The following is a 17,668-nucleotide window of genomic DNA, read 5'->3' on the forward strand; positions in this document are numbered from 1 at the left end:
CTCTCGTGGCATCCAGGACTCAATCCAAAGGATTTCTATCGCGCGGCCAGTTCACTTCAGCCACCCGTAGCTGGTTCCTGTCCACGTTCGGTACGCCGACGGCCGTGCAGGATGCCGCGTGGACAGCAATCGGTGGGGGGCACCACACGCTGGTCATTGCACCTACCGGCTCGGGCAAGACACTGGCCGCCTTTATGCATGCCATCGATCGGCTGTTTAGCGAGCAGGCTGCATTGGTCGCTTCCGCCCCCCCGGACAACTCCCGGCGACGACCTACTAAAACACGTGTGCTCTATATCTCGCCTATCAAGGCCTTAGGCGCGGACGTTCAGCGCAACCTAGCCTTGCCCCTGGAGGGCGTTATGCAGGAGCGTCGCCGCCGCGGCGACGTCGATGTGATACTGACGGTAGGCATGCGCACTGGCGACACCCCTGCCACTGATCGCGTCAGTCTCGTCCGGCGCCCTCCCGACATTCTCATCACGACGCCGGAGTCGCTTTTCCTGATGCTGACCTCCCGGGCGAGCGAAGTGCTGCGCGACGTCAGTACCATCATCATCGATGAGATTCATGCGGTGGCGGGTACCAAGCGCGGCTCGCATCTGGCGTTGAGCCTGGAGCGACTGGACGCGCTGCTGGTGGCTCCAGCGCAGCGCATCGGCTTGTCGGCCACCGTGCGCCCCATGGAGCGGATGGCTGAGTTCCTGGGGGGCGATCGTCCTGTCGCCGTCGTGGCGCCGCCATCGAGCCGTCACCTTGACGTGCGCATCGTGGTGCCGGTCGAAGACATGTCGAACGTCCCTGGGCGTGAATCCGGTGAAGAAGCGCGCGATGGCCGGCCAGGCTCTATCTGGTCGCACGTGGAGGCCAGCATTCTGGACCAGGTGCTCGCGCACCGCGCCACTATCGTCTTTGTCAATTCCCGCAGCGTGGCAGAGCGTCTCACGGCGCGCCTCAATGAAGCGCATATTGCAGGACTTGCAGGTGCCGAACCACCTGCAGCCACAGTGGATGGCCACCCGTCGATGCAGTACGCATCGTCGGCGGGCAGCACCCAGGCGCGAGCTGCTGGTGTTACCGCTACGATCGCCCGAGCTCACCACGGGTCGGTTTCCAAAGAGCATCGCGCCGAGATCGAGCAAGCGCTCAAATCCGGTGGATTGCGCTGCGTGGTCGCCACCTCCAGCCTAGAACTGGGTATCGACATGGGGCTGGTCGACTTGGTGATTCAGGTATCCGCACCACCGTCGGTCGCCAGTGCTCTGCAACGTGTCGGGCGCGCCGGGCACCAGGTTGGAGGCATTTCCGCTGGACTCGTATATCCGCGCACACGACGCGATGTGATCGATTCCGCCGTGATCGTCGACGCAATGCTGGCTGGCCGAATTGAGGCCATCGACCCGCCGCGCAATGCGCTGGATGTGCTTGCCCAGCAGACGGTCGCCGCCGTCGCGATGCAGGCCCTTGATGTCGACGCCTGGTATGCCACCGTGCGTCGCTCGGCGCCGTATCGTACCCTTCCGCGCACCGCATTCGATGCCACGCTGGACATGCTGGCAGGGCGCTATCCCTCCGATGATTTTGCCGGGTTCCGCCCACGACTGGTCTGGGACCGGCAGACTGGTCAGCTGTCGGCGCGCCCCGGTGCACAGCAATTAGCCGTCACCAGCGGCGGCACCATTCCCGATCGCGGCATGTTCAGCGTCGTTCTGCCCGAAGGCGAAGAGCGTGCCGGCTCGCGTCGCGTGGGTGAGCTCGACGAAGAAATGGTCTATGAGTCGCGAGTCAATGATGTCATCACCTTGGGAGCGACGTCCTGGCGCATCCAGCAGATCACCCGCGACCAAGTGATCGTGAACCCGGCTCCGGGCCGCTCCGCTCGCCTGCCGTTCTGGCGCGGTGACGGCATTGGCCGCCCGGCCGAGCTGGGCGAGGCCATTGGTGCTTTCCTCGGCCAGCTCGAATCGAACGTTGCCGGGGCCGGCGCCGCACCCTTCCTCGGCCCGGATATGCGCAAGCGTCTGGACGCCATCGGTCTGGACGGGAACGCGATTGCCAACATGACAGCGCTGCTGGACGAGCAGCGCGCCGCGACGGGGGTGCTACCCACCGATCGCACGCTGGTCATCGAGCGATGCCGCGACGAACTCGGTGACTGGCGCCTGATCCTGCATTCGCCCTATGGGCGTCGGGTCCATGAGCCCTGGGCGCTGGCGATTACCCAGCGCGTCCGCGAGCGTTGGAATGTCGATCCGGCCGTGGTGTCCAGTGACGATGGCATCGTGGTACGCATCCCAGAGATGGGCCGGGTGCCCGGCGCGGAGTTGTTCCTCTTCGATCCGGACAAGCTGCGGCGCACCGTTGCCGAAGCCGTGGGGGACTCTGCGCTGTTTGCCGCGCGGTTTCGCGAGTGTGCTGCGCGCGCGCTGCTGCTTGCACGGAGAACGCCCGGCCGGCGCTCTCCGCTGTGGCAACAGCGGCTTCGCGCCGGCCAATTGCTGGAGATCGCACGGGGCTATCCGGAGTTCCCGATCTTGATCGAGACCGCACGCGAGTGCTTGCAGGACGTGTACGACCTCGACGCACTCGATACGCTCGTGCGTCGCCTGGACACAGGTGCGGTGCGGCTAGTCGAGGTCACCACAGAGATGCCATCTCCTTTCGCAACCGACCTGCTGTTCGGCTATGTCGCACAGTTCATGTACGAGACGGACGTGCCGATAGCTGAACGCCGTGCATCGGTGCTTGCGCTCGATAGTGCCTTGCTGAGTGAGCTTCTGGGGCAGGTCGATCTGAGCGAAGTGCTCGATCCCTTGGTGATAGGCCAGGTAGATCAAGAGTTGCAGCGGCTGGCTCCTAGCTACAGAGCCAGGGGCAAGGAGGGGGTGGCCGACCTGCTGCGCGAACTTGGGCCACTATGTACGCTGGACGTTGCCGCGCGCTTGGACAGTGAGGCTGACGAATCAGTCTCCTTCCTCACCAGCCTCGAGGCCGAGCGGCGTGTGATTCGTGTCGGGATCGGCACGCGTGAGCGCTGGGCCAGCATCGAGGATGCCGGTCGGCTGCGCGATGCGCTTGGCGTGCACCTCCCGGGCGGGCTGCCGGCGGCGTTCCTGGAGCCCACAGTCGAGCCGCTGCGCGATCTGGTCGCGCGTTTCGCGCGCACTCGCGGTCCGTTCACGACAGGCGATGTGGCCTCGGCCTTCGGCCTCGGGGCGTCGGTGGCCGAGGCCGCGCTGCGGCAGATTGTCGAACAGGGCAAGCTTTTCTCCGGTCGCTTCGGGGTAGGGCGCAGCGCGAACGCCTCCGGTGAGGTAAGCGGAGATTCCGGACCGCTCGCACAGCGCGAATGGGTGGCCGACGAGGTGTTTCGGCGTTTGCGTATCCGGTCATTGCAGGCGGCCCGCGAAGCCGTCCAGCCGGTGCCCCGCGATGCCTATGCGCGTCTTCTGCTCGAACGGCAAGGACTGGTTGCGAATTCGGCCGCGAGTGCAGCCATGAAGAACTGGGGCCCCGCATGCGGTGCGCTGGAAGGTCAGGAGGGCGTGCTGCAAGTCATTGAGCAGTTCGCCGGGGCGCCGCTGCTCGTGTCCGTGTGGGAACGGCAGATCCTGCCCGCTCGGGTACGTGATTACGTGCCCGGCATACTCGATGGCCTCCTCTCCAGCGGTGCGGTTTTGTGGTCGGGCCACGGCAGGCAGGGTAACGATGATGGCCTGGTGGCTCTCCATCTCCAGGAGTACGCCTCCGAAACTCTGCCCATGGCGTCAGATGCCTCCGCCCCCGCGGATCTATCGCCCCTGCACCATACGATTCTCGACCTGCTTGCCGATGGAGGTGCATATTTTGCGCGCCAGCTGGCTGCGCAGGTGCAGATGAAGCTGGCCGGGGAACATTCCGATCATCACGACGCGTCTGGCGTGCTGCCGGAGGATTTCCACGCAGCCCTATGGGACCTCGTCTGGATAGGTCGCATCACGAATGACACGTGGACGCCGCTGCGTGCGTTCGCCTTGGGCTCACAACGCTCTCGGCCCCGCGCACTATCTTCGCGCAGGCGGCGTGGCCTGCGTGGCCTCCCGTCAACTGCCCAATCTGCAGTTTCCGGAGAACTCCACTTTGGGCTCGCGACATTCAATGCGCCCACCTTGGCGGGCCGATGGTCGTTGCTGCGCGCGGAGCCACTCTCCAGTACCGTGCGCGCGCTCGCGTGGACCGAAGGGCTGCTGGATCGCTACGCAATGGTGACGCGAAATGTCGCAGTGACGGAAAACGTTCCCGGCGGTTTTGCGGCATTGCAGCCGGTGCTACGAGGCATGGAGGACACCGGGCGCACGGTACGAGGTCGGTTCGTGCTTGGACTTGGGGCGGCTCAGTTCGCCGAGCGGACAACGGTGGACCGACTCCGTGAACTGGCCGAGGCGGTTCCACTAGTGCCGACGCCCATCGCGCTCAGTGCCGTAGATCCGGGTAATCCTTTTGGGACCATTCTTCCCTGGCCGTCCCATAATTCTCAGGTGCGGCCTGCCCGAAGAGCGGGGGCCTTCGTTGTCATCGATCGTGGCCATCTTGTGCTTTACCTGTCCCAGGGTGGTCGTCAGTTGTTCACTTATATCGACCCGGACGATGAAGCACAGACAGAGGTCATCGCCGCAGCGCTGGCAGCACTGTCCGCGGCGCTTGCGCGCGATCACCGTAATAGGTTCATGCTCGAACTGGTTAATGGTTTGCCAGTGAGGATGAGCAAACTGGATCCCGCATTGAGGGTCATTGGTTTCTCCAGCGCGTCGAAAGGCCTGTATTGGGGGAGCTGAGATCCGGACGATAGGATCGTCACCTGCGCACATTCTCAATGCCCCGACCCGCCTCATGAAGGATTTGGGCTGCGCAAAAACCACCAGTACGACCTCGACACCGAGACAGGCCTCTCTGACGCGAACTACTTCCCCGAAGATATGCCTCGTCAAATCTTTTACGAACTCACAACGTGCGGCTACGAGCGAAATATTCTTGGGAGGCTTCGCTGCTGGGCGCAGCTGCAAAGCGGTAATCCAGCCGACGCCTTCCCCGAACCCTACGCAAAATAATCCATCAACGAAAGGTCCAGAACATGACTAATACGCATACTCAAACAACCCGATCCTGGCTGGGTATCCCCTACGCCACCGCAGAACGCTTTCGTCGGCCAAATCTGCTGCCGTTCAACCCGGGCTTGCCCTACGACAGGAAGGGACCTGCCCCGCTGCAAGCCGGCGACACCAGCTGGCTCGAAGCCGACAATGGACTGAGTGAGGACTGCCTGAACCTGAACGTCTGGGCACCCGAAGACGCCGGCGATAAACCGCTCCCTGTCATCGTTTACATCTATGGTGGTGGGTTTGAGATGGGGTCCAATACCCAGACCACCTCGAATGCCTCGGGCCTTGCCGCCACCGGCCGCGCTATCGGGGTATCGTTGAACTATCGACTCGGCCCGTTTGGGTGGCTCTCGCTCTCCCAGTACGGAGGGGTGTTCGCGGACGCCACCAACCTTGGCCTGCAGGACATCATCACCGCGCTTCAGTGGGTGCGGGAGAACATCGCTCGCTTCGGCGGAGACCCTAAAAACGTAACAGTCACAGGCCACAGCGCAGGCGCGTTCTCCGCGATCGGACTCCTTGCCGCGCCGGCCGCCGACGGTCTTTACCAGCGCCTCGCTGCGTTCTCCGGGGGAGCATCCCGGATAGTTCCGGCTTGGTGGGCCGAAGAACTCACAAATACCTTTCTTACTGAACTCGGCATCGCAAATGCTCCCGAACAGCTGCTCACTCTGGATGCAAAGCTCCTAGCCGAGACGCTCACCAGGGTCGGCCCGCGTGACATTGGCGATCGAAACGGCATCGACAACACGACGATCGGTATCGTGAACGACCGCTCGCAGCCCGGGGCCGTTCTCGCCGACACCCCGCTGCGTGTCCTCGAATCTGGGCGTCACCGCGATGTCGATATCCTCTTCAGCACGGCGACGAATGAGGCGGATTGGTGGGTCATCAATGCGACTGAGAGCTTCGATCCCCGCAGCATCGATAACCTTGTCGAAGAGCTTGTCAGGAATTCGCGCATCCCTCGCAGCCGTGCCCGGCGCATCGTCGCTGCCTACGATGTCAATGGACGCGCTCCGGTTGAGGTTCGCGGGGCTCTACTCACCGACTACATCTACACCCTGCCCGCCGCCCGTGCGGCGCTTGCCCACGCCGCCGCAGGCGGAAATGCCCGCCTGCTCAGCATTGGCCCTGTGGAGGGTGCGCACGCGGTACACGGTACGGAGATGTATGGCATTGTTGGCCAGCAGCGCTCCGGACAAAGCAGCGAGCAAGCCGCACGTGACACTTTTGTCCGCGATGTCCTTGTCGACTTTGCCGCAGGCAACCACGATCGACTTTGGAACGCCGTGACCACCGAACCAACTTCGCACGGCATAGGCAATCCACGACACGACCCCACGGCCCATGCGATCAAAGTCCTGCGAACCTTCGCGGGCATCGAACGGCCCTGAACTGCCATCCATCGCCGTAATGCGTTCGACCAGTAAGGCCGGGAACGTAGCGGCTTAATCTTTCCAGCGCGTCTTCCAATGTCACAAACTCGGCAGAAGCCTTTAACCGTTAGGGCAGATTCGACCACGGACTACACGAGGCGCTTGCCGCCCTGGGAAGCGACCAGCTCGAGAGCATCGAAGGGAATACCGGATGCCCGTAACCGACTCTCCTATGTCGGAAAGTGGTCGAGTCCCGTTCATCTGGGTTCAGTGACCGTTGATTCGATATGTCCATCACAAATGATTTCATCTGGCGGATCGTGGTTTACATCCGCGGTAAGTCAGCGACTGCAAAGCACGTTCGATAGGTTTCCAAACACGCGCTATTTCGCTTGCGTTTTGCGGTTCCAGACTTTCAGATGCTCAGCGAGAAACTGTGCGAAACCATCTGCAGATGGTGACAACGCTCGGGTCACAGGCCGGTAAATGCATACCTCGCGGATCGTCTCCGGTTCGATCACTCGGCGCATCGTCAGACCGAAGGTGCGTGCTAGTGGTTTCACATAGTCGGGTGTCAGCGTAACAGCGAGTCCTTGTGCGGCAAGACCGAACGCAGTTGTGACGTTGTCGACCACCTCCATCGGAGCAATCCGAGAGTGAGTGGGCCGGTCAGCAAGCATTTGATCCACGCTCGCCTCATGGTCGCGACTAGTCGCGATTATTGGCAGACCGCGGAGATCTTGCCAAAGTATCCGCCGACGACGTGCAAGCGGATGGCTCGGCGCACACCACAGGACCCACGGACTAGGGAAGAGCGGTTCGCGTTCAACGCGCTCGCCGGTAGCTTTGTCGGGGCCCACAGCCAAGTCAACGTCGCCATTTGCGACGTGATCTACCAACTGGTCGACACTGGTATCGATCAGGCGTACGACGACCTTCGGCTGTTGGCTTCGGTAGTCGGCAATGGCAACTGGCAATGCCGTACTCGCCAGAACGAGCGGTGCGCCAACACGGACGATGCCAGCCGCGCGGTTGCGGATATCGCTTGCGGCTTGCTCTGCAGAATGCAGATGGCGGAGTACGGATTCGGCAGACGACAGGAAGTCTCTGCCCGCAGACGAAAGATCCACGCGCCGTGTCGTGCGATCGAAAAGCCGAAAGCCGAGTTCGCGCTCCAGTTCAGCTAACAGTTGACTTACAGCTGAGGATGTCAGGCCAAGCCGTGTCGCCGCACCGGCGATGCTGTTCAGATCGACAATGGCGAGAAACGCCTCGAATTGTCTGACGGTAACACGTGTAAGAGCCATGCAAATATTATAAAGGGAAGCTAACGAATCGCCAAAAAATGACTGATTGTTGTTCAGTCGTCGTTGGCTGACACTAAGACGCCGCGAAATTGCAGCGACAATGATTCGCAAACCAACGCCGCGATCATGCGCGAAGGCTTTCCGGCGGCCACGTGTTTGTGGGTCATGCCGATTTTTCGATGTGCAAGAATCCTGACCAATTTAAGCAAGTGTCGGCCGTCGATCCAGATTCCACGACAGTAGGGCGTTGCCGCTGAGGCCGACGCTCTGCGACGGCGGAGGAAGTCGGTGTCGGCCGGTGTGTCGTTAAACGCGACGATTTCATTTATCGGAAAATCTTTGCGATACGGGTTTGCTGAAAATCTGGACCAGAGTAAGGCGGCAGGCGGACCAATACTTTGTCGGTCGATGATTTTTAATTTCGCAGTGTTCAGCAGGTGGGAGTGTCGACGTGAATCCTGTCTTGCCGTGAGTCGATATCGACACGCTTCGATCGTGGATTTAATAGTGGACCGGGATGTATGAGAATTGAGGCCGAATTGTGACTATGATGGAGTCTTGGAAAAATTACCTGGAGATGAAAGCAAGACTGGAATTGCAGCTGGACATGGAAAGAAGGCGGCTGTTTGATTCCGTTCTTGCCGAGATCGTGGAGTGCGTCAAAGTATTTGGAATCACAGAGCGCGACATATTCAAATCAGAATTAACGGGAACTCGAAAGCGTAGAAAGGCAAAATACTTCGATCCTGTCACGGGCAGTACGTGGTCCGGAGTAGGGCGTGAACCGCACTGGATCAAGGGTAGGGACAGGGGAGATTTTGTTATAGATGAAGCCGACTCGGAATAGTGAGAAGGGTCGATATTCGGATCGCAGGTTTTGTTGGTGCGTGAAATTCATGATGGTTTCAGTGTGCAAGATCTTCGTTGATTGAAGGTGAAGAAAACGGAAGTGCTTATGCAGCCGTTTTTGAAAGAACTTAAATATGGGTTAACGGTGGCGCAGGACAGAAAGTGCACCGTATCGTTCCTTCATAATTGCCTTGAATCTGGAAACTGTTTCTGACGTCAAGCTCACTGCTGAGCGTCCAGAGCTTGGGCGAGGTTAGCGTAAGATGAATTCTGGATAGAGGCTTCAGCTTGCCGTCGGATCCGAACAGGATTGTCCAGTCTGGTGTGACAGTTCCTGGGTCAATCGCATCAATCTATACGCGTTGCTTGGGCTGCCATTGGGTGCTCTAAACAAAAGTGATGCTTATGCCCGATTGCGGGGCATTTTTGTGACAAAAATTCAGTGCAGGCTATGGTGGTCGCCATGAGAATATTTCCTCTTGGCCGGTTGTTTTATTCGTAAATGGTTTGAAGTCATGAGAATTTTGGTGGTTGATGGTGACGGAGTGAGCTGTCTTATACCGACCGTTTTGCGAGAACATGGATGTGAGGTGACGGCTGTGGAAAGCCGAGAAAATGCGGTGCGCCTGTTGCAGCAGACGATGTTCGATTTTGTAATTTTGGCATGGATCTTCCCGAATGGATCAGCGTCCAACATGCTCCATTGGATTCGCGCGAATATTGGCCCGCAGATACCGGTCGCTGTTTTGGTGGATGATTCTGCGGGGGAAAAAATTGCGGAAGCGCTAAATTCTGGTGCTGACGACGTCATAAGGAAATCGGTTGGGCGAGTCGAATTGGTTGCCCGGGTGAATGCGCTTGTGCGACGGACGTTTCTCGCCCGTGGGGATGGCCTCTCAATTCGCGTGGGCGAGTATCTCATACCCAATACCGGAACTTGTATTTACATTAATGGAAATCCCGTTCGTGTGACAAGAAAGGAAATGGATATTATTGTTCTGCTGTTTCGAAATATCGGGAGAATTGTGCCGCGAAAATATTTGATCGAGGCCGTGTGGGGGCAAGGTGGCGATATGGTCTCGCGATCATTGGATACTCATATGTACCGCGTTCGAAATAAATTGAAATTGAATAATGAAAATGGATTGATGTTGAGGTCGGTATTCTCGGTCGGGTATAAGCTTGAGAGTTGTTGATTTTATAGTTTGGATTGGCTTTGCTTTGATGTGACAATTAAAAATTGCCAATTAAATTTAAATATTCCATGCTGCGGTAAAGGTCCGGTTTATGGATTCTGGGGCGCGACTTAACAGGCTGTTCTGGCTGTAAATCTGCTCACTGTGGTTATCTTGAATTGTGCCGTATTGGAATAATATGTGATCGTTCCCGTGCGTCGAGCATTACACGTAAAACACACCTTTTTGACGTTCAGCTCCCTGGTTCGGTCGGATGTAGGCGGCCTGTGGTACATGTTCCTGGACGTTCATAATCTGGTTATCGGTGACTACAGATTTATTAACTATTCAGGATCTTCGGAAAAAGTAAATCTGCTTTCGATCCGATCGGTGTTCTGGGTTGCTGTTGGTTAGCGCATGCGAAGTGGTACGGCTTCATCGTACTCTGTTGGTTCCCATGCTCGAGTTGATTAATTTTCATGTGTTGGTTGTCGGGCATTGGTAAAAGTGTCAAATGCCGCGAGGGCTAGTCGATTTGATGTCATTCGAACGTTCGCACGGAATGGTGATCGTCGGCTCGGGTTGCATTGCATCCTTATCAGGAAAATTCTCTGGGTATGCGCTTCTTGAGAGCGAACACGCCGCTTGGCGCCACCTCAGTTCCAGAAACTGCTTCTTGTGCCAAACCATCTCGGCACCCAAAAAATCGGCTTGAATAACGTGAGGTGAATGCGAGGTGGACGCTTCATCTCGTATGGTAGCCGGCGTCTCTATATCAAGGCTGAATAGTGCGGTTTGCTCGATAAGCGATTCTTAACGGTTCCAGCTAGTTCGTCGTGGGAAAGAGTCGTCGCGATTCGAACGTATTCGGGCGGGCATTGTGTGCGGCATGTTGATGTACCGCCATTACCATGCCTATTTCCACACCGTGGTCTTCCATTTTTCATTCACCCGTGGCGACCGTTGTCGTCGGGATTCTGTCGATGTGGCTTTAACCAAAAGTGACATTCATGCCCAGTTGTGGGGCGGTTTCGTGACAAGAATTCAGCGCTGGCTGCGGCGATCGACGGGAAAATACTTCTTAACTGGTGGGTTACCGATTGCGCTTTACTCACCGTTAGTTCGTCAGGTCCCCTATATATTATTTGTCTAACAAATATCGGGCTGGACTATGGCGGTGTTTTTTTATGAAATGACGGTGGGGTAATTTAATGAATAAGAGTTACAGAACAATTTGGAATGAGGCGCTTGGAGCCTGGGTAGCCGCCTCGGAAATTGATTCGGCACGTGGAAAGCCTAGTAAGCGGGCAGCAATCGCGATTGTGGCGGTGCCGCTGATGTTGGCGTCCCAGGTCGCATTCGCTCAATACTCGGGCGGATATATGTCTAATGCTCAGGGACCCGGAAGCATTGCGATTGGCGGGAATGGAGCTGCGACCAACGCGTGGTCAAACTATGATGTGGCGATTGGTGGGGGGGCTGGCGCGGACTCTCGAGCCGCGACGGGTGGCATTTTCCAGCCGGGCACTGCTGTTGGATATGCGAGCTATGCGGCCGTCTATGGGGCCGCATTGGGGGCCAGGGCATGGGCTTCGGGTACAAATGCCACTGCCATCGGCTCGACCGCTACCGCCACCGCAGATGGGGGCACCGCTATCGGCTTCGGTGCAAGTGCTGGGAACACCAATGCTGTTGCTCTCGGGTCCGGATCGGTGACTTCCGCTGCAGTGGCTACCACGGGTGTTACGCTGAACGGAACGACATACAGTTTCGCCGGTACAACGCCCAGTTCGACGGTGAGTGTAGGCGCTACTGGCGCAGAAAGAACAATTACTAATGTCGCCGCAGGGCAGATTGCCGCTGCGAGCACTGATGCGGTCAATGGATCTCAGCTTTACGCAACAAATCAGGCGTTAACAGCAGTCGGATCGAGTGTGACTAGCCTCTCTACAGCTGTGGGTGCCGCCACTGCTGCGACCAGCTCGATCACATCACTCTCTACATCGCTTAGTAGCACAAATAGCTCAGTTTCGTCGCTGTCAACTGGTGTGAGCACAACCAACAGCAGGGTGAATTCGCTGTCGACGTCGGCGTCGACGGGGATCAGCACGGCGCAAAGCGGTGTGACGTCGCTGTCGACCGGCTTGAGCACGACGAACAGCTCGGTGAGCTCGCTGTCGACCTCGGCGTCGACGGGGATCAGCACGGCCCAAAGCGGTGTGACGTCGCTGTCGACCGGCCTGAGCACGACGAACAGCTCGGTGAGCTCGCTGTCGACCTCGGCGTCGACGGGGATCAGCACGGCCCAAAGTGGCGTGACGTCACTGTCGACCGGCCTGAGCACGACGAACAGCGCGGTGAACTCGCTGTCGACCTCGACGTCGACGGGGATCAGCACGGCGCAAAGCGGTGTGACGTCGCTGTCGACCGGCTTGAGCACGACGAACAGCTCGGTGAGCTCGCTGTCGACCTCGGCGTCGACGGGGATCAGCACGGCCCAAAGTGGCGTGACGTCGTTGTCGACCGGCTTGAGCACGACGAACAGCTCGGTGAACTCGTTGTCCACCTCGACGTCGACGGGGATCAGCACGGCCCAAAGCGGCGTGACGTCACTGTCGACCGGCCTGAGCACGACGAGCAGCGCGGTGAGCTCGCTGTCGACCTCGGCGTCGACGGGGATCAGCACGGCCCAAAGTGGCGTGACGTCGTTGTCGACCGGCTTGAGCACGACGAACAGCTCGGTGAACTCGTTGTCCACCTCGACGTCGACGGGGATCAGCACGGCCCAAAGCGGCGTGACGTCACTGTCGACCGGCCTGAGCACGACGAGCAGCGCGGTGAGCTCGCTGTCGACCTCGGCGTCGACGGGGATCAGCACGGCCCAAAGTGGCGTGACCTCGCTGTCGACTGGCTTGAGCACGACGAACAGCGCGGTGAACTCGCTGTCGACCTCGACGTCGACGGGGATCAGCACGGCCCAAAGTGGCGTGACGTCACTGTCGACCGGCCTGAGCACAACGAACAGCGCGGTGAGCTCGCTGTCGACGTCGGCGTCGACGGGGATCAGCACGGCCCAAAGCGGTGTGACCTCGCTGTCGACCGGCTTGAGCACGATGAACAGCTCGGTGAACTCGTTGTCCACCTCGACGTCGACGGGGATCAGCACGGCCCAAAGCGGCGTGACGTCACTGTCGACCGGCCTGAGCACGACAAACAGCTCGGTGAGCTCGCTGTCGACCTCGGCGTCGACGGGGATCAGCACGGCGCAAAGCGGTGTGACGTCGCTGTCGACCGGCTTGAGCACGACGAACAGCGCGGTGAGCTCGCTGTCGACCTCGGCGTCGACGGGGATCAGCACGGCGCAAAGCGGTGTGACGTCGCTGTCGACCGGCTTGAGCACGACGAACAGCGCGGTGAGCTCGCTGTCGACCTCGGCGTCGACGGGGATCAGCACGGCGCAAAGCGGTGTGACGTCGCTGTCGACCGGCTTGAGCACGACGAACAGCTCGGTGAACTCGCTGTCGACGTCGGCGTCGACGGGGATCAGCACGGCGCAAAGCGGTGTGACGTCGCTGTCGACCGGCCTGAGCACGACGAACAGCTCGGTGAACTCGCTGTCGACCTCGACGTCGACGGGGATCAGCACGGCCCAAAGCGGTGTGACGTCGCTGTCGACCGGCTTGAGCACGACGAACAGCTCGGTGAGCTCGCTGTCGACCTCGACGTCGACGGGGATCAGCACGGCCCAAAGCGGTGTGACGTCGCTGTCGACCGGCTTGAGCACGACGAACAGCTCGGTGAGCTCGCTGTCGACCTCGGCGTCGACGGGGATCAGCACGGCCCAAAGTGGCGTGACGTCGCTGTCGACTGGCCTGAGCACGACGAACAGCTCGGTGAGCTCGCTGTCGACGTCGACCTCGGCAGCAATCACTTCGTTGTCGACCGGTGTCGCGAATTCGGTGCAGTACGACAACCCTGGACACTCTTCCGTTACGTTGGGTGGGGTGGGCGCAACGACGCCCGTCACGCTGACCAATGTGGCAGCGGGGGTGAACCCGACCGACGCAGTGAACTATAGTCAGTTAAGCTCGCTATCGACGTCGGCCTCGACGGGGATCAGCACGGCCCAAAGCGGGGTGACGTCGCTGTCGACCGGCCTGAGCACGACGAACAGCACGGTGACCTCACTGTCGACCTCCACGTCGACGGGGCTGTCGTCGGCTACGAGCTCGATCACGTCGCTGTCCACATCGACCTCGACGGGCATCGCTTCACTGTCGACCGGCCTGAGCACGACCGATAGCACGGTGACCTCACTGTCGACCTCCACGTCGACGGGGCTGTCGTCGGCCAACAGCTCGATCACGTCGCTGTCCACATCGACCTCGACGGGCATCGCTTCACTGTCGACCGGCCTGAGCACGACCGATAGCACGGTGACCTCACTGTCGACCTCCACGTCGACGGGGCTGTCGTCGGCCAACAGCTCGATCACGTCGCTGTCCACATCGACCTCGACCGGCATTGCCTCGCTGTCGACCGGCCTGAGCACGACCGATAGCACGGTGACCTCACTGTCGACCTCGACGTCGACGGGGTTGTCGTCGGCTACGAGCTCGATCACGTCGCTGTCCACGTCGACCTCGACCGGCATTGCCTCGCTGTCGACCGGCCTGAGCACGACCGATAGCACGGTGACCTCACTGTCGACCTCGACGTCGACGGGGCTGTCGTCGGCCAACAGCTCGATCACGTCGCTGTCCACGTCGACCTCGACCGGCATTGCTTCACTGTCGACCGGCCTGAGCACGACCGATAGCACGGTGACCTCACTGTCGACCTCGACGTCGACGGGGCTGTCGTCGGCCAACAGCTCGATCACGTCGCTGTCCACGTCGACCTCGACGGGCATCGCTTCACTGTCGACCGGCCTGAGCACGACCGATAGCACGGTGACCTCACTGTCGACCTCGACGTCGACGGGGCTGTCGTCGGCTACGAGCTCGATCACGTCGCTGTCCACATCGACCTCGACCGGCATTGCCTCGCTGTCGACCGGCCTGAGCACGACCAATAGCACGGTGACCTCACTGTCGACCTCGACGTCGACGGGGTTGTCGTCGGCTACGAGCTCGATCACGTCGCTGTCCACATCGACCTCGACGGGCATCGCTTCGCTGTCGACCTCGGCTTCGACTGGGATCTCGACAGCCAACAGCTCGATCACGTCGCTGTCCACGTCGACCTCGACCGGTATCGGCTCTCTGTCCACCGGTCTGAGCAACACCAACAGCGCGATTGCTTCGCTGTCTACATCGTCCTCAGCCGGGATCAACTCGTTGTCGACGGGGCTGAGTACGACAAACAGCACGATGGTGTCGTTGTCGACATCTGCCTCGACGAGTGTCAGCTCACTGTCCACTGGGTTGAGCACGACCAACAGCAACGTGACCTCGTTGTCGACGTCCACCTCGACAAGTGTCAGCTCGTTGTCGACTGGCTTGAGCACGACCAACAGTAGCGTGGCGTCGTTGTCGACATCCACGTCGACCGGTCTCAGTTCGACCAATAGCGGCGTTACGTCGCTGTCGACGGGATTGAGTACGACGAATAGCAACGTCACCTCGCTTTCGACTGGACTGTCCACAACCGACAACGCTTTGGCATCGCTTTCCACTGCCGTCGCACCGCTGACGTCGATCAAAACGCAGACGACCGATGGCAGTACTGCGATTGGTACAGGTGCGTCGGCGGCGCCGAATTCGACGGCGGTTGGCCAAGGAGCTAGCGCTTCAGGGGCAAATTCGACCGCACTGGGACAAGGCGCAACCGCCTCTGGGGAAAACTCGACGGCCGAAGGGCAAGGTGCGATTGCCTCCGGTAAAAACTCCAAGGCGAATGGTCAGGCTGCGGCCGCCACCGGCGACAACTCAACCGCGTTGGGCCAAGCGGCAACGGCTTCGGGGCTCAATACGTTGGCAGTGGGGCAAGGCAGTACGGCCAGCGCACCGAATTCCGCTGCAATTGGTGCAGGTTCGGTAGCTACACAGCCGAATACCGTTTCCTTCGGTTCTCCTGGGCACGAACGTCGCTTGACAAACGTGGCACCAGGGATCGACGGAACGGACGCCGCCAACATGAACCAACTGTGGCGTGTCCAGTCGAGCGTCAACGAAGTGGCACGTCGAGCGTACTCGGGTGTTGCAGCGGCAACCGCATTGACCATGATTCCGGAAGTGGATCCTGGAAAAACGATCGCCGTCGGGATTGGGAGCGGGAGTTACCAAGGTTACGCGGCAACTGCACTTGGCGTATCGGTGCGATTCAGCGACAACCTGAAGGCGAAGCTTGGCGTCGGGATCAGCAGTAGCGGCAGTACGTACGGGGCAGGTGTCTCGTACCAGTGGTAAATCGGTGATTGACTCTCTGGGCGCGGCATTCATGCTGCCGCTCGGAGAGCCGAAAATCGAGATCTTGTTACGTATCCCGTGTGAAACGCGATGGGAAGTCAGACCAAAAAGTTCTGACAACCCATCGTACGTCGCTTGTTAATTTACCTAGTGCGTAGTCGTAGAAATCGGCGTTGCCCTCAGGGGTAGTGACCCAATATCTACTGTTACGAGAGAATTTTTGATGCAGCCAATGATCGGTCATCGCCCCAGCAGAAATCGTGATGGCGCGAGCCTAGCCGTCGGCATTTCGTTGTTTGCACGGGACGGCCAAGCGATCTGGGAAAACGGCATTCACCAGAACATCGCATTCCTCGCGATGATGTTGAAGCGCTCGGACCGCGTCGGCACTGTTTATTTCCTGAACGGCGGCGACGCCAACGCGCTTCCGACCGGTCTCGATCTCGACGGACTCGACGTGCTGCTCGTGAAGCCAACTGATGTCACGCACGAGCTCGACGTCGTGATCGAGATGGGCGCGCAGTTGCCGGTCGAATGGATGCGGTACGTGAAGGCGCTCGGCACAAAGCTCGTCGCGTGCTACGTCGGCCATACTTACAGCGGTCTCGCCGAAACCCCGATCTTCGACAAACCGTCGGGCCACATCTTCAACGGCACGCAGTTCGACGAAGTGTGGGTGCTCGAGAAGTCGCAGAAGATCGACGTGCCGCTGTTGCGCGCGCTCACTCGCGCGCCGGTCTATACGATTCCGCATCTGTGGTCGCCGTACTTCCTCGATCGACGCATCGCCGCGCTGGAGAGCGAAGGCATGATGTTCGGCTATCGGACGGGCCGCCGCCCATGGCGTCTCGCCACGCTTGAGCCGAACATCTCGGTCGTGAAGTCGTGCCACTACCCGATGCTTGCGTGCGACGAGTTCTATCGCGCGCATCCGGATGCGGTACAACATCTGTTTGTCGTTAACTCCATGCACATGAAGGCGCATCCGACCTTCGTGCACTTCGCGAATAGCCTCGATCTGGTGCGCCAGCACAAGGCGACGTTCGAGCCACGCATGGACCTGCCGGGCTTCATGGCGCGTCACGCGGATGCGGTCGTGTCGCATCACTGGGAAAATCCGCAGAACTACCTCTATTACGACGTGCTGTACGGAGGCTATCCGCTGATTCATAACTCGACGCTGCTCGGCGACGCCGGTTACTACTACCCGGACTTCGATTCCGTCGCAGGCGCCCACGCGCTGCACGATGCTTGGCTGCATCATGACGAGCGGCTCGACGACTATCGCGCGAAAGCCGACCGGTTGTTGCAGTCGGTCTCGATCGATAACCCGGCGAACCTGGACGCGTTCGTCGCGCGCCTCGTTGCCTGAACCGGAGCACATGCGTGTCGGATTCCAATGCCGGTCAA

General features: G+C 59.7%; 7 protein-coding genes. 6 read left to right on the top strand and 1 reads right to left on the bottom strand.

Going from position 1 to position 17,668, the window contains the following annotated elements; all coding sequences use genetic code 11:
• Positions 1–5 precede the first annotated feature (5 nt).
• Both R9B84_RS21660 and R9B84_RS21665 read left to right on the top strand, forming a co-directional pair.
• Positions 6–4,814 carry an ATP-dependent helicase gene (locus tag R9B84_RS21660; protein ID WP_423760383.1) on the top strand — a complete coding sequence of 1,603 codons (4,809 nt, stop codon included), beginning with the start codon at positions 6–8 and terminating at the stop codon, positions 4,812–4,814.
• A gap of 296 nt (positions 4,815–5,110) precedes the next feature.
• The gene (locus tag R9B84_RS21665; protein ID WP_423760384.1) at positions 5,111–6,535 is read left to right on the top strand and encodes a carboxylesterase family protein; all 1,425 of its coding nucleotides are present in this window, start codon (positions 5,111–5,113) and stop codon (positions 6,533–6,535) included.
• 365 nt (positions 6,536–6,900) lie between these two features.
• Here R9B84_RS21665 and R9B84_RS21670 read toward each other — a convergent pair whose 3' ends face one another.
• Complete coding sequence (locus R9B84_RS21670; RefSeq protein WP_423760385.1) at positions 6,901–7,824, bottom strand: LysR family transcriptional regulator; 924 nt, start codon at positions 7,822–7,824, stop codon at positions 6,901–6,903.
• A 577-nt stretch (positions 7,825–8,401) separates the two neighbouring features.
• Between R9B84_RS21670 and R9B84_RS21675 the strand changes: the two genes are divergently transcribed.
• The 4 genes from R9B84_RS21675 (at position 8,402) to R9B84_RS21690 (ending at position 17,630) form a co-directional block, all read left to right on the top strand.
• On the top strand, positions 8,402–8,671 hold the full coding sequence (locus R9B84_RS21675) for an H-NS family nucleoid-associated regulatory protein (RefSeq protein ID WP_423760386.1): 270 nt from the start codon (positions 8,402–8,404) through the stop codon (positions 8,669–8,671).
• A 517-nt stretch (positions 8,672–9,188) separates the two neighbouring features.
• Positions 9,189–9,869 (top strand): response regulator transcription factor, encoded by a 681-nt coding sequence (locus R9B84_RS21680; RefSeq protein WP_423760387.1) that lies wholly within the window; start codon positions 9,189–9,191, stop codon positions 9,867–9,869.
• Positions 9,870–11,059: 1,190 nt separating this feature from the next.
• A complete protein-coding gene (locus R9B84_RS21685; RefSeq protein ID WP_423761019.1) occupies positions 11,060–16,258 on the top strand; it encodes a YadA-like family protein in 5,199 nt (1,732 codons plus the stop codon).
• 232 nt (positions 16,259–16,490) lie between these two features.
• A complete protein-coding gene (locus tag R9B84_RS21690) occupies positions 16,491–17,630 on the top strand; it encodes a DUF2827 domain-containing protein (RefSeq protein ID WP_423761020.1) in 1,140 nt (379 codons plus the stop codon).
• Positions 17,631–17,668: the final 38 nt, after the last annotated feature.

The organism is Burkholderia sp. NLJ2 (genome assembly GCF_049487195.1).
Classification (GTDB): Bacteria; Pseudomonadota; Gammaproteobacteria; order Burkholderiales; family Burkholderiaceae; genus Burkholderia; species Burkholderia pyrrocinia.

Excerpts from the sequence above, each read along its gene's own strand:
- R9B84_RS21665 (WP_423760384.1), top strand. The coding sequence starts at position 5,111 with ATGACTAATACGCATACTCAAACAACCCGATCCTGGCTGGGTATCCCC.
- R9B84_RS21670 (WP_423760385.1), bottom strand. The coding sequence starts at position 7,824 with ATGGCTCTTACACGTGTTACCGTCAGACAATTCGAGGCGTTTCTCGCC.
- R9B84_RS21675 (WP_423760386.1), top strand. The coding sequence starts at position 8,402 with ATGAAAGCAAGACTGGAATTGCAGCTGGACATGGAAAGAAGGCGGCTG.
- R9B84_RS21680 (WP_423760387.1), top strand. The coding sequence starts at position 9,189 with ATGAGAATTTTGGTGGTTGATGGTGACGGAGTGAGCTGTCTTATACCG.
- R9B84_RS21685 (WP_423761019.1), top strand. The coding sequence starts at position 11,060 with ATGAATAAGAGTTACAGAACAATTTGGAATGAGGCGCTTGGAGCCTGG.
- R9B84_RS21690 (WP_423761020.1), top strand. The coding sequence starts at position 16,491 with ATGATCGGTCATCGCCCCAGCAGAAATCGTGATGGCGCGAGCCTAGCC.